This is a genomic window from Streptomyces sp. NPDC002537 (genome assembly GCF_053594975.1).
The window spans coordinates 16075-29242 of the sequence record NZ_JBSFWT010000007.1 but is presented as its reverse complement, the minus strand read 5'-3'; the positions used below and the strand labels follow the sequence as shown (position 1 = coordinate 29242).

General features: G+C 69.2%; 11 protein-coding genes and 1 pseudogene. 6 read left to right on the top strand and 6 right to left on the bottom strand.

Annotated features, from left to right (window positions below):
• Positions 1-39: 39 nt before the first annotated feature.
• The 6 genes from gyrB to dnaA all read right to left on the bottom strand — a co-directional run bounded on the left by gyrB (position 40) and on the right by dnaA (position 9154).
• The gene (gene gyrB, locus ACWD4A_RS05105) at positions 40-2082 is read right to left on the bottom strand and encodes a DNA topoisomerase (ATP-hydrolyzing) subunit B (protein ID WP_451189681.1); all 2043 of its coding nucleotides are present in this window, start codon (positions 2080-2082) and stop codon (positions 40-42) included.
• Positions 2083-2446: 364 nt separating this feature from the next.
• On the bottom strand, positions 2447-2977 hold the full coding sequence (locus ACWD4A_RS05100; protein WP_451189679.1) for a DUF721 domain-containing protein: 531 nt from the start codon (positions 2975-2977) through the stop codon (positions 2447-2449).
• Entirely contained in the window at positions 2974-4098 is a 1125-nt protein-coding gene (gene recF, locus ACWD4A_RS05095; protein WP_451189677.1) for a DNA replication/repair protein RecF, read from the bottom strand. Before recF ends, ACWD4A_RS05100 begins: the two co-directional genes overlap by 4 nt.
• A 35-nt stretch (positions 4099-4133) precedes the next feature.
• Complete coding sequence (gene gnd / locus ACWD4A_RS05090) at positions 4134-5009, bottom strand: phosphogluconate dehydrogenase (NAD(+)-dependent, decarboxylating) (protein ID WP_451189675.1); 876 nt, start codon at positions 5007-5009, stop codon at positions 4134-4136.
• A gap of 296 nt (positions 5010-5305) precedes the next feature.
• Entirely contained in the window at positions 5306-6436 is a 1131-nt protein-coding gene (dnaN, locus tag ACWD4A_RS05085; RefSeq protein WP_451189673.1) for a DNA polymerase III subunit beta, read from the bottom strand.
• Positions 6437-7297: 861 nt separating this feature from the next.
• On the bottom strand, positions 7298-9154 hold the full coding sequence (dnaA, locus tag ACWD4A_RS05080) for a chromosomal replication initiator protein DnaA (protein WP_451189670.1): 1857 nt from the start codon (positions 9152-9154) through the stop codon (positions 7298-7300).
• A 428-nt stretch (positions 9155-9582) separates the two neighbouring features.
• On the opposite strand from dnaA, the gene rpmH reads away from it, so the two are divergent.
• From rpmH to rsmG, 6 genes and pseudogenes are all read left to right on the top strand, one after another.
• The gene (rpmH, locus tag ACWD4A_RS05075) at positions 9583-9720 is read left to right on the top strand and encodes a 50S ribosomal protein L34 (RefSeq protein ID WP_003949374.1); all 138 of its coding nucleotides are present in this window, start codon (positions 9583-9585) and stop codon (positions 9718-9720) included.
• 25 nt (positions 9721-9745) lie between these two features.
• Positions 9746-10111, top strand: a pseudogene (rnpA, locus tag ACWD4A_RS05070) (ribonuclease P protein component); the annotation flags it as partial.
• Positions 10112-10173: 62 nt separating this feature from the next.
• Positions 10174-10491 (top strand): membrane protein insertion efficiency factor YidD, encoded by a 318-nt coding sequence (gene yidD, locus ACWD4A_RS05065; RefSeq protein WP_451189668.1) that lies wholly within the window; start codon positions 10174-10176, stop codon positions 10489-10491.
• A 3-nt stretch (positions 10492-10494) separates the two neighbouring features.
• Positions 10495-11589 (top strand): membrane protein insertase YidC, encoded by a 1095-nt coding sequence (gene yidC, locus ACWD4A_RS05060; RefSeq protein ID WP_451189666.1) that lies wholly within the window; start codon positions 10495-10497, stop codon positions 11587-11589.
• 14 nt (positions 11590-11603) lie between these two features.
• Positions 11604-12125, top strand: coding sequence for a Jag family protein (locus tag ACWD4A_RS05055; protein WP_451189665.1), 522 nt, complete (start codon positions 11604-11606; stop codon positions 12123-12125).
• A 118-nt stretch (positions 12126-12243) separates the two neighbouring features.
• Positions 12244-12963 (top strand): 16S rRNA (guanine(527)-N(7))-methyltransferase RsmG, encoded by a 720-nt coding sequence (rsmG, locus tag ACWD4A_RS05050; protein ID WP_451189663.1) that lies wholly within the window; start codon positions 12244-12246, stop codon positions 12961-12963.
• Positions 12964-13168: the final 205 nt, after the last annotated feature.

Below are 13168 nucleotides of genomic sequence, written 5' to 3'. Positions count from 1 at the left end.
CCTTTCGCGCTGCGGCTGTTTCTCGTGGGCCGACAGGGCTCAGATGTCGAGGAAGCGGACGTCCTTGGCGTTGCGCTGGATGAAGGAGCGCCGTGCCTCGACGTCCTCGCCCATGAGCACCGAGAACAGGTCGTCCGCCTGCGCGGCGTCGTCCAGGGTGACCTGGCCGAGCACACGGTGGTCGACGTCCATGGTGGTGACGCGCAGCTCCTCGGCGTTCATCTCACCGAGACCCTTGAAGCGCTGGACCGAGTCGTCCTTGATCCGCTTGCCGTTCTCCCGGCCGAGCTGGATGAGCGCGTCGCGCTCGCGGTCGGAGTAGGCGTACTCGAAGTCGTCCCGGCCCCACTTGATCTTGTACAGCGGGGGGCGGGAGAGGTAGACGTGACCGGCCTCGACCAGGGGGCGCATAAAGCGGAAGAGGAAGGTGAGCAGCAGGGTGTTGATGTGCTGGCCGTCGACGTCGGCGTCCGCCATCAGGATGATCTTGTGGTAGCGGAGCTTCGAGATGTCGAAGTCCTCGTGCACACCCGTGCCGAACGCGGAGATCAGCGCCTGGATCTCGGTGTTCTGCAGGATCTTGTCGATCCGGGCCTTCTCGACGTTGAGGATCTTGCCGCGGATCGGGAGGATCGCCTGGTACTGCGGGTTGCGGCCGGACTTGGCCGAACCACCGGCGGAGTCACCCTCGACGATGAAGATCTCGCACTTGGCGGGCTCGTTCGACTGGCAGTCGGAGAGCTTGCCCGGCAGCGACGCCGTCTCCAGCAGGCCCTTGCGGCGGGTGAGATCGCGCGCCTTGCGGGCCGCCACCCGGGCGGTGGCCGCCTGGATGGACTTGCGGATGATGTCCGACGCCTCGTTGGGGTTGCGGTCCAGCCAGTCCGTGAGCTGCTCGTGGACGACCTTCTGCACGAAGGTCTTCGCCTCCGTGTTGCCCAGCTTGGTCTTGGTCTGGCCCTCGAACTGCGGCTCGCCCAGCTTGACGGAGATGATCGCCGTCAGACCCTCGCGGATGTCGTCGCCCGTGAGGTTGTCGTCCTTCTCGCGGAGCAGCTTCTTGTCGCGCGCATAGCGGTTGATCAGACCCGTCAGCGCCGCGCGGAAGCCCTCTTCGTGCGTACCGCCCTCGTGGGTGTGGATGGTGTTGGCGAAGCTGTAGACACCCTCGCTGTACTGGGTGTTCCACTGCATCGCGACCTCGAGGGAGAGCATCCGCTCCTTGTCCTCGGACTCGAACGAGATCACCGTGGGGTGGATCAGTTCGCCCTTGCGGGAGTTGAGGTACGTGACGAAGTCGGAGATGCCGCCCTCGTAGTGGTAGCGGACGGTGAGAGGCTTGCCCTCCTCGTCCACGTGGTCCTGGCGCTCGTCCGTGAGCGAGATGGTGAGGCCCTTGTTGAGGAACGCCATCTCCTGGAAGCGCCGGGACAGCGTCTCGAAGGAATACTCGGTGGTCTCGAAGATGTCACCGTCGGCCCAGAAGGTGACCGAGGTGCCGGTCTCGTCGGTCGCCTCGTTCTTCTGCAGCGGGGCCGTGGGGACGCCCAGCTTGTAGTCCTGGGTCCAGCGGAAGCCGTCCGTCCTGACCTCGACGGCGACACGCGTCGACAGTGCGTTGACCACGGAGACGCCGACGCCGTGCAGACCACCGGAGACGGCGTAGCCGCCGCCGCCGAACTTGCCGCCCGCGTGCAGCACGGTCAGCACGACCTCGACGGCGGGCTTCCCCTCCGAGGGGACGATGCCGACCGGGATGCCGCGGCCGTTGTCGACGACGCGGACGCCGCCGTCGGGGAGGATCGTCACGTCGATGGTGTCCGCGTGGCCGGCCAGGGCCTCGTCGACGGAGTTGTCCACGACCTCGTACACGAGGTGGTGCAGGCCGCGCTCACCGGTGGAACCGATGTACATGCCGGGCCGCTTGCGGACCGCGTCCAGACCTTCCAGAACGGTGATCGCGCTGGCGTCGTACGACGTCTCAGCCGAGGGGACGCCCATCGGGGCGTCCTCGCTCATGGAAGGGATGTTCTCGTTGGGGTTGCCGGAATCGGCCACGAAGCGCCCTTTCTGGCACAGCACAGGCCTTCCCCCGCCTACGGCGGGGAGACCCCACCCGGGGCAGGCAGGAGCGGCTGCGTCGTTCTGCGTTGGTCGACGTGTCCCGCGAACCGGCGGGATTGTCACCAGTCTACCGGTAGCACTGACATGAATGGGGGTTTGGCGGTGCCTGAGTCCTCATGTGCCGCCCTGAACCGGCATCAGCCGACTCCCTATATGTAGGCCCGGCCCCCAAGAGGCTCACAGCGGCACTCAGCGCTTCCGGCTGTCAACCGCCCGCTACCGTGAGCGGCCGCTCGGTCAACTGGCAGCACAAATCGCCCGTACGACACGAGTGCCCAGGCCACCCGCACGGCCCCGGCAGACGTCAGCGCGACGCACCGGATCACCCGTAGGTGTCGCCCGGACCGGTGCTCCCGGGAGCGCGCAGCGGTCCGTACCGGCGGCCCGGACCGCCCGGCCCCAGCACCTTGATCGTCTTCACGGTGCCCTGGCCCAGGTCCTCGTTCAGCCGGGCCACCAACGTGGGCGCCAGCAGCCTCAGCTGGGTCGCCCACGCCGTCGAGTCGCACTGCACGGTCAGTACCCGGGCGTCCTCGTCGTACTTCTGCGGCTCGCAGTGCAGCGCGATGTCCGGCCCCACCATCTGCGGCCAGCGCCCCATCACCCCGCCCACCGCGGCGGGCGTCTCCCAGCCGCGCTCGGTGATCAGCCGGTTGATCGCGGCGCCCAGCGGCAGCGGGTCCCGGCCGTCCGCCCGCGCGCCGGAGCGCAGACCGCCGCGGCGCGCCTGCTTCTTCTGCTGCACCGCGTTGCCCCGCGCCCGCGCCTGCTCCTTCGCGGCGCGCAGCGCCACCCGCGCCAGATCCACCCCGGAGGGCTCGGGGGTCTTCGGCTTCTCCCGGTCGTCGCTCACAGGCGTTCCACCGTGCCTTCCGAGACCGCGTACCGCGCCCCCACCAGCACGCCCGGGACGTCGTCGTCCACCGCGGCGGTCACCAGCACCTGTTCACCCGGCGCCACCAGCTCGGCCAGCCGCTCCCGGCGCCGGGCGTCCAGCTCCGCGAAGACGTCGTCGAGCACCAGGACCGGCTCGTTGCCCTCGGAGCGCAGCAGGTCGTACGAGGCCAGCCGGAGCGCCAGCGCGTACGACCAGGACTCGCCGTGGCTCGCGTAGCCCTTGGCGGGCAGCCTGCCGAGGTTGAGCAGCAGTTCGTCGCGGTGCGGGCCGACCAGCGTCACCCCGCGCTCGATCTCCTGCTTGCGGACCTCCGCGAGCGCGACGAGCAGCGCCTCGTACAGCTCCTCGCGGGTGTGGGCGCCCTCGATGGCCGCGGGGCCGCGGTACTCGAACGCGACCGGGCCGCCGCCGGGCGCCAGCTGTTCGTACGCCTTGTCGGCCAACGGCAGCAGCGTGGCGATCAAGTCGAGGCGCTGCGCCAGCAGTTCGGCGCCGGCGCGGGCCAGGTGCTGGTCCCAGATGTCGAGGGTGGAGAGGTCCAGGCCGCGGCCGCCGTGCCGACGCGCCATGGCGGCGCTCTTCAGCAGGGTGTTGCGCTGCTTGAGGACCCGGTCGTAGTCGGAGCGCACGCCCGCCATCCGGGGCGAGCGCGCGGTGACCAGCTCGTCCAGGAAGCGGCGGCGCTCGCCCGGGTCGCCCTTGACCAGCGCCAGGTCCTCGGGGGCGAACAGGACGGTGCGCACGATGCCGAGCACGTCGCGGGGTCTGACCTGGGAGGAGCGGTTGATCCGGGCGCGGTTCGCGCGGCCCGGGTTGAGCTCCAGCTCTATCAGCTGCTGCCGCTCGCCCTGGACGACCGCGGCACGGACGATCGCGCGGTCCGCGCCCATCCGCACCAGGGGGGCGTCGGACGAGACCCGGTGGCTGCCGAGCGTCGCCAGATAGCCGACCGCCTCGACGAGGTTGGTCTTGCCCTGGCCGTTGGGCCCGACGAAGGCCGTGACGCCCGGGTCGAGCGGGACCTCGACCCGGGCGTACGAGCGGAAGTCGGCCAGCGACAGATGCGATACATGCATGGGTGGCGCCGACCTCTCCCGGCTGCTGCTTGTTGCTACTTGTTCTCGACCGCGTGGCCGCCGAACTGGTTGCGCAGCGCGGCGATCATCTTCATCTGCGGGGAGTCGTCCTGGCGGGACGCGAAGCGGGCGAAGAGCGACGCGGTGATCGCGGGCAGCGGCACCGCGTTGTCGATCGCCGCCTCGACCGTCCAGCGGCCCTCGCCGGAGTCCGCGGCGTAGCCCCGCAGCTTGTCCAGGTGCTCGTCGTCGTCCAGGGCGTTGACGGCCAGGTCGAGCAGCCAGGAACGGATGACCGTGCCCTCCTGCCAGCTGCGGAAGACCTCGCGGACGTCGGTGACGGAGTCGACCTTCTCCAGCAGCTCCCAGCCCTCGGCGTAGGCCTGCATCATGGCGTACTCGATGCCGTTGTGGACCATCTTGGCGAAGTGGCCCGCGCCGACCTTGCCCGCGTGGACGGAGCCGAACTCGCCCTCGGGCTTGAGCGCGTCGAAAATCGGCTGGACCCGCGCGACGTTCGCGGCGTCGCCGCCGTACATCAGGGCGTAGCCGTTCTCCAGGCCCCAGACGCCGCCGGAGACGCCGCAGTCCACGAAGCCGATGCCCTTGGCCGCGAGCTCCTCGGCGTGCTTCTCGTCGTCCGTCCAGCGGCTGTTGCCGCCGTCGACGACGATGTCGCCGGGGGAGAGCAGCTCACCGAGCTCGTCGACGGTGGACTGCGTCGCGGCGCCGGCCGGGACCATGACCCAGACGACGCGCGGGGCCGGAAGGGAATCCACAAGCTCCTTGAGGCTGTGGACATCCCCGAGGTCAGGATTGCGGTCGTATCCGATGACGGTGTGGCCTGCGCGGCGGATGCGCTCGCGCATGTTGCCGCCCATCTTGCCGAGACCGACGAGACCGAGCTCCATGGGTGATCCTCTATGCCTTGATTGCGAAACGTGCCTGGGTCCGAGCCTACGCCCGAGGGTCCGTGCACACCTGTGGGCTCGGGCGCTCAGGCGCAGAGGGGGTCGGCTGTGGTCGGCCGACCCGCTCGTTCCCCGAGTTTCCGCAGGTCAGCCGGGCGGGCAGCCAAGCCCGGCCCGGCTTCGCGATCCGTCGGGCGGCCTCGGCCGGAGAGTCGCACCGGCACAGCGCGGCCTTGCGAGGGGCGACCCTCGTGCTCCCGGCCGACAGGCGGCGCGGGAGCCCCGGGAACCCGGACTCAGCCCGAGAGCCGCACCGGCATGATCAGGTACTTGTAGGCCTCGTCCGCCTCGGCGTCGACCGCGGGCTTGCCGCTGAGCAGCGCCGGCTTGGTGGACGTGGTGAAGGACAGCTGGGCGACCGGCGAGTCGATCGCGGAGAGGCCCTCGAGCAGGAAGCCCGGGTTGAAGGCGATCGAGATGTCGTCACCGTCGAGCTGGGCGTCCACGCGCTCCACAGCCTGTGCGTCGTCGCTGGAGCCCGCCTCCAGGATCAGCACACCCTGCTCGAAGCTCAGCCGCACCGGGGTGTTCCGCTCGGCGACGAGCGCCACGCGCTTGACGGCCTCCACGAAGGGGGCGGTCTCGATCACGGCGACGGAGTTGAACTCGGTCGGGAAGAGCGTGCGGTACTTCGGGAGGTCGCCCTCCAGCAGTCGCGTGGTCGTACGGCGACCGGCGCCCTCGAAGCCGATGAGGCCCTCGCCCGCGCCGGAACCGGCCAGGGCGATCGAGACGGTGTCGCCGCCGCTGAGCGACTTCGCGGTGTCCAGCAGCGTCTTGGCGGGCACCAGGGCGACTGCGGAGATGTCCGGGGTCTCGGGCTTCCACATGAACTCGCGGACCGCGAAGCGGTAGCGGTCGGTGGAGGCCAGGGTGACGGTGTCGCCCTCGATCTCGATGCGGACACCGGTGAGGACGGGCAGCGTGTCGTCGCGGCCCGCGGCGATGGCGACCTGGGCGGCGGCCGCGGCGAAGACCTCGCCGGGGACGGTGCCGGTGGCGGTCGGCATCTGGGGCAGCGCCGGGTATTCCTCCACAGGCAGGGTGTGGAGTGTGAATCGCGAGGAGCCGCAGACGACGGTGACGCGCACTCCGTCGGTGGAGATCTCCACAGGCCTGTTGGGAAGTGCACGGCAGATGTCGGCGAGGAGGCGGCCGGAGACGAGGACGGTGCCGTCCTCCTCCACGTCCGCGTCGACGGAGACGCGTGCGGAGACCTCGTAGTCGAAGCCGGAGAGGCTCAGGGAGCCCTCCTCCGCCTTCAGCAGCAGGCCCGCGAGGACGGGCACCGGCGGACGGGCCGGGAGGCTGCGGGCCGCCCAGGCCACTGCCTCCGCGAGTACATCGCGCTCCACCCGGATCTTCACCGGAACCGCCTCCTGCTTGTTGCTGGCTCGCCCTGCTGGCTACGTCGTCGGCCGATTTGCCGGAGACCAGTCTGACGCACGTCGCTGACAGTCGGTGCGCCTCGGGGTCAAGTCGGCTCGGATGGCGTGGCGCGGCCCGCGGCCGAGTTGTGCACAGGACCCACTTCCAAACGAGTTCCCCGGTTGATCTCTGTGGTCGTAGTAGTAGGGCCTGTGGAAACAGTGGAAAACCGCCTTTGCCCAGGTCAGCCCGGATTTTTTGTCCACGGGGCCTGTGGGTGGGGACGGTGGAAAAGCGGGGTCTTCTGTGGACCGCGGAAAGTTCTGCACACCCCGTGCACAGGCGGGTCCCACTTCTCCCCAGCGCTGTCCCCAGCTTTACCCAGGTTCCCCACAGCCCAACCCGGCAACTTCGTGTGACGCCTTTCACTCAGGGCGGTGAGCAGGGGGGTTTCGTTACCGAACAGTGGACAGGGGTGTGGAAAGGCTGTGTACAACATCCACTTCCCTGTGGGCGGCCGGTGGACAACCGGGAGGCGCCCTTGTGGGTGAATCGTCTGTCCACAGGCTGTGGAATCCCGTCAGCCACAAATCCACATGCCGCTGACCTCCCCTGATGGCCTATCAACAGGCTCCACTGTGGACAGGATCTGGACAAACTCGCAGTCCCCAGGGTGTGGACAGCCGGTCGGCCGGAAATCTGTGGAGAACCGGCACCATCGCCTCCGTATTCGAACAGGGGCGGTGGTCGGGTGGCGGCCCGCTGTCGTCGCCCGACCGTCCCGGAGATGCCGAAAGGCGCCCCGGGAGGCTTCCCGAGGCGCCCTCAGAGGTGCGTGAGCGGCCCGCAGAGGCCGTCTCTCAGCCGTTCTTGATGCGGTTCGTCAGCTCGGTCACCTGGTTGTAGATCGAACGGCGCTCCGCCATCAGTGCCCGGATCTTGCGGTCCGCGTGCATCACGGTCGTGTGGTCGCGGCCGCCGAACTGCGCGCCGATCTTCGGCAGCGACAGGTCCGTGAGCTCCCGGCAGAGGTACATCGCGATCTGCCGGGCCGTCACCAGCACCCGGCTGCGCGAGGCTCCGCACAGGTCCTCGACCGTGTGCCCGAAGTAGTCGGCGGTCGCCGCCATGATGGCGGGCGCCGTGATCTCGGGCGAGGCGTCCTCACCGCCCGGGATCAGGTCCTTGAGGACGATCTCGGTGAGCCCGAGGTCGACGGGCTGCCGGTTGAGGCTCGCGAACGCGGTGACCCGGATCAGCGCGCCCTCCAGCTCACGGATGTTGCGCGAGATGCGGGAGGCGATGAACTCCAGGACCTCCGGCGGCGCGTTGAGCTGCTCCTGGACCGCCTTCTTCCGGAGGATCGCGATGCGCGTCTCCAGCTCCGGCGGCTGCACGTCCGTGATCAGGCCCCACTCGAAGCGGTTCCGCAGCCGGTCCTCCAGGGTCACCAGCTGCTTGGGCGGCCGGTCCGAGGAGAGCACGATCTGCTTGTTCGCGTTGTGGAGCGTGTTGAACGTGTGGAAGAACTCCTCCTGCGTCGACTCCTTGCTCGCGAGGAACTGGATGTCGTCGACCAGCAGGATGTCCATGTCGCGGTAGCGCTTGCGGAACGCGTCCGCCTTGCCGTCGCGGATGGAGTTGATGAACTCGTTGGTGAACTCCTCGGAGCTCACGTAGCGCACCCGCGTGCCCGGGTAGAGGCTGCGCGCGTAGTGCCCGATGGCGTGCAGCAGATGGGTCTTGCCCAGCCCCGACTCGCCGTAGATGAAGAGGGGGTTGTACGCCTTGGCCGGAGCCTCGGCGACGGCCACCGCGGCCGCGTGGGCGAAGCGGTTGGACGCGCCGATGACGAAGGTGTCGAAGAGGTACTTCGGGTTCAGCCGCGCGGTCGGCTCGGCGGCACCCGAGGCGGACGAGGACTTCGCCGGGAGCGGGCCGGAGCCGCCACCCGGGCCGCCCTGGCCGCCGCCCCGGGAGTGGTTCTCGGGCAGTTCGCGGCGCTGCTGCTGCTCGTACGGAAGGCGCTCGGGCTGCGGGGCCCGGTAGTCCTGCTGCTGCTCGTACGGGGAGTGCTGCTGGCCGTGCTGCGAGGCGTACGGGTCGCGCTCGCCGTCCTGGAAACCACCGAGGCGCGGCTGCTGCCAGCCGTAGTCGCCGCGGTCGGGCGCGGCCGGACCCTGGTGGCGCGGCCAGGCGCCCGGCTCGGCGCGGGGCTGCTGGTAGTCGGGGTACGCGGGCCGTACGGACGGCAGCTCGTCGGCGGGCGCCTGGCGGCCGTAGCCCTGGCCCTCGTAGCCGCCGTGGCTGTCGTAGCCCTCGTAGGTGTCGCGTGCGTCACGGTTCTCGTAGGCGTCGCGGCCCTGGCCCGGGGCGTGCTGCGGGCCGGCGGGCTCCTCGTAGCGCGACTGCTGAGGGGCCTGCTGGCGCTCCGGAGGCGGCTCGCCGGCGGAGTCGTCGACCGTGATCGCGATACGGATGGGGCGGCCGCACTCCCGGCTCAGGGTCTCGCTGACGATCGGCGCGAGACGGCCCTCGAGCACGCCCTTGGCGAACTCGTTGGGCACGGCCAGCAGCGCGGTGTCGGCGACCAGCGCGAGGGGCTGGCAGCGCTTGATCCAGTGCTCGTCCTTGCCCTCGACGCCCCGGCCTTCGCCCAGGAGCTGTTCGAGCACGCGCGGCCACACTGCGGCAAGATCGGCAGGCAGGTCAGCCACAGGGCACGCTCTCTCAGGTCAGCGGGGGGCGCCCTTGAGTCCCACGAATGTGTGGTTCTCGGGACGGGCGGGAAGGTTCCAGAGTTCAGCCACGGTAGTCAGGCCACGGTCTGCGGTTCAAGTCGTTGTCCACAGGGCTGTGTACAAATGTGCCATGAGGCGGGGCATGGCACCTCCCCGGCCTGTGGGAGGCTACGGTGTATTCCTGGTGCACTGCCGGTTTGACCGAATGGCGTAGCCGCGCGTACCGTGACCAGGTCGAGTTGTCGATGGCTGCTGCCGCCTGCCTCCGATGGGCAACGGCCGCGTTCCGCCGAGGATCGTGGTCATGAAGCGGTGCACTCGGGCGTATTGCGAGCTTCTCGTGGGCGCACGGTGACAGCCAGGCGATGTCCCGCCATCACACGATTCATTTCTGGAGCCCCCGAGTGAGCAAGCGCACCTTCCAGCCGAACAACCGCCGTCGCGCGAAGACCCACGGCTTCCGCCTGCGCATGCGTACCCGTGCCGGCCGCGCGATTCTCGCGTCCCGCCGTGGCAAGGGTCGCGCCCGCCTGTCGGCCTGACCAGCCCGACGTCAAGGTCCATGACGTGCTGCCTTCCGAGTCTCGGCTGAGGCGGCGCGAGGACTTTGCGACCGCGGTTCGCCGAGGACGCCGGGCAGGTCGCCCGCTCCTCGTCGTCCACCTACGTATCGCCACGGACCCGCACACACCTGGGGAGACTGCTCCCCAGGCGCGTGCGGGTTTCGTCGTGAGCAAGGCCGTCGGCGTCGCCGTCGTCCGCAATCTGGTGAAGCGAAGGCTGCGCCACCTCATGCGTGACCGGCTGGATCTCCTGCCCGCCGGTAGCCTTGTGGTGGTACGGGCCCTGCCCGGAGCGGGCGAGGCGGACCACGATCAGCTGGCTCGCGACCTCGACACCGCACTGCAGCGGCTGCTGGGAGGGGCGCCGCGCTGTTCCGGTCCCCCGGGGGACGTCCCCCGGAACCCCGGCCGAGGCCCGGGAGGGAGCGCACAGTGAAGTATCCGCTGCTGTGGTTGATCAAGCTCTACCAGTGGACCATCAGCCCACTCCTGGGTCCGGTCTGCAAGTACTACCCGTCGTGCTCGCACTATGGCTACACGGCCATTGACCGGCACGGCGCGGTCAAAGGAACGGCGCTGACGGCCTGGCGCATCCTGCGCTGCAACCCGTGGTCGCTCGGTGGCGTCGACCACGTCCCTCCCCGGAAGCGTCCGGTCTGGCACCAGCGGCTGAGGAGCCGACTGGGTGGGCATCCCGCCATGGGATCCGCCGCACAGCCCGAGACTCAGCCCAACGCCCAAGGAGCCTGATTCGTGGACACGATCCTCGGTCCCCTCTATACCGCTGTTTCCTGGATCATCGTCCAGTTCCACTCGTTGTACAGCCTTGTCTTCGACAAGAACAGTGGCTGGGCGTGGGGTCTGTCCATCGTCTCGCTGGTGGTGCTGATCCGCATCTGCCTGATCCCGCTCTTCGTGAAGCAGATCAAGGCGACGCGGAACATGCAGGCGCTCCAGCCGAAGATGAAGGCGATCCAGGAGCGCTACAAGAGCGACAAGCAGCGCCAGTCCGAAGAGATGATGAAGCTCTACAAGGAGACGGGCACCAACCCTCTCTCGAGCTGCCTCCCGATTCTGGCCCAGTCGCCCTTCTTCATCTCGCTGTACCAGGTCCTGAACCACATCGCGCAGGGCAAGACCGTCGGCGTCATCGACAAGCCGCTGCTGGACAGCGCGCGTCAGGCGCACATCTTCGGTGCCCCGCTGTCCGTGAAGTTCATGGACTCCGCGTCGAAGGTCGAGGCGCTGAACGCCACGCTGACCGACGTCCGGGTCGTCACGGTCATCATGATCGTGCTGATGTCGCTGTCGCAGTTCTACACGCAGCGCCAGCTGATGACGAAGAACGTCGACCTCACGGTGAAGACGCCGTTCATGCAGCAGCAGAAGATGCTGATGTACGTCTTCCCGGTGATGTTCGCCGTCTTCGGCATCAACTTCCCGGTCGGTGTCCTCGTCTACTGGCTGACCACCAACGTCTGGACCCTCGGTCAGCAGATGTTCGTCATCCGCCGCAATCCGACTCCGGGCAGCATCGCCTTCACACAGCGCCAGGAGCGGCTGAAGGCCAAGGGCAAGCTCAAGGAGGACCCGGCCGAGGTCGAGGCGAAGAAGGCCGCCGAGGTGGCCCGCTCCAACCGGCAGCAGCCCAAGCGGCAGCCGAAGGCCAAGCGCCAGCTCGCGAGCACTCCTCAGCCCACCGGCGACGCCGAGAAGAAGTCCTCGCCTTCGCTGGAGAAGCAGGAGACCGAGGACGCCAAGCCCAAGCAGGGCGGCGGTTCTTCCCGTAACGCCAAGTCCGGGCAGCGCAAGGGCCCGCAGCGGCCCAAGCACCCGTCCAAGAAGTAATGAAGGAGTCCACCGTGACGGACACGCAGCGTCAGACCACCGAGGTCGCCGCCGAGGGCACCGACACCCTGTCCCGCCTGGAGCAGGAGGGCGAGATCGCGGCCGACTACCTCGAGGGGCTGCTGGACATCGCCGACCTCGACGGCGACATCGACATGGACGTCGAGGCCGACCGCGCTGCCGTTTCGATCATCAGTGACTCGACCAGCCGCGACCTCCAGAAGCTGGTCGGCCGCGACGGTGAGGTCCTGGAGGCGCTCCAGGAGCTCACCCGGCTGGCGGTGAACCGGGAGACCGGTGACCGCAGCCGCCTCATGCTCGACATCGCGGGCTTCCGGGCCCGTAAGCGCGAGGAGCTGGCCCAGGTGGGCGCCAAGGCCGCCGAGGAGGCCAGGAGCACCGGCCAGTCCGTGAAGCTCGACCCGATGACGCCCTTCGAGCGCAAGGTCGTCCACGACGCGGTGGCCGCCGCCGGCCTGCGCAGCGAGTCCGAGGGCGAGGAGCCGCAGCGCCGCGTGGTCGTCCTCCCGGCCTGATCCTCGATCCCACTTCCAGTGGGTACGGCCCCGTCTGCTCGCAGGCGGGGCCGATCCTTGTCAGCCTGATATTCAGACTCTGACTCTCAGAGACGTCGTACGGAAGGACGGTTCCCCCGTGGATGAGGCAGCGGAGCTCCCCCCGGCGCCCCCGGAGGCTCGGGCGGTCTTCGGCGACCGCCTGCCGGAGGCCGTCCGGTACGCGGAACTGCTCGCGGACGCGGGCGTGCGGCGTGGCCTGATCGGCCCCCGTGAGGTGCCGCGGCTGTGGGAGCGCCACCTGCTGAACTGCGCGGTGCTCTCCGAGGCCGTGCCCGACGGCGTCTCGGTGTGCGACGTGGGCTCCGGTGCGGGACTGCCCGGCATCCCGCTGGCCCTGGTGCGCCCCGACCTCCAGATTACCCTGCTGGAGCCGCTGCTCCGCCGGACGACGTTCCTCCAGGAGGTCGTCGAGCTGCTGGGGCTCGACCATGTGACGGTCGTCCGGGGCCGTGCCGAGGAGATGCTCGGCAAGGTGCAGCCCGTCCATGTGGTCACGGCCCGAGCGGTGGCACCGCTGGACCGCCTCGCCGGCTGGGGCGTGCCGCTGCTGCGCCCGTACGGCGAGATGCTGGCCCTCAAGGGCGACACGGCGGAGGAAGAGCTCCAGGCGGCCCGAGCGGCGCTGAGCAAGCTCGGGGTCGTCCGCACCTCGGTGCTCCAGGTCGGCGAGGGCATCGTCGATCCGTTGTCCACAGTCGTCCGGGTCGAGGTCGGGGAGAGCCCCGGCGGTGTGCGCTTCGCGGCGAAGCGGGCGAAGGCCGCCCGTACGGGCCGGGCGACGCGTCGCCGCCGCTGAGAACCGGGCCGGGCCGCCGTGCGTCGGCGGCCCCGCAATGCTCCATACAAGCTGGCAAAACTATCCATAACGGAGTGTCGTAGTCCCATAGCGGAGCGTCCGGTGCATCGTGTTTCACGTGAAACGTCGCTCCTTGCTACTGGGAATCATCGGTCGTGGGCGCGTGGAGGAAGGCACCTCGCGCGACCATCGGACGACCCTGGAT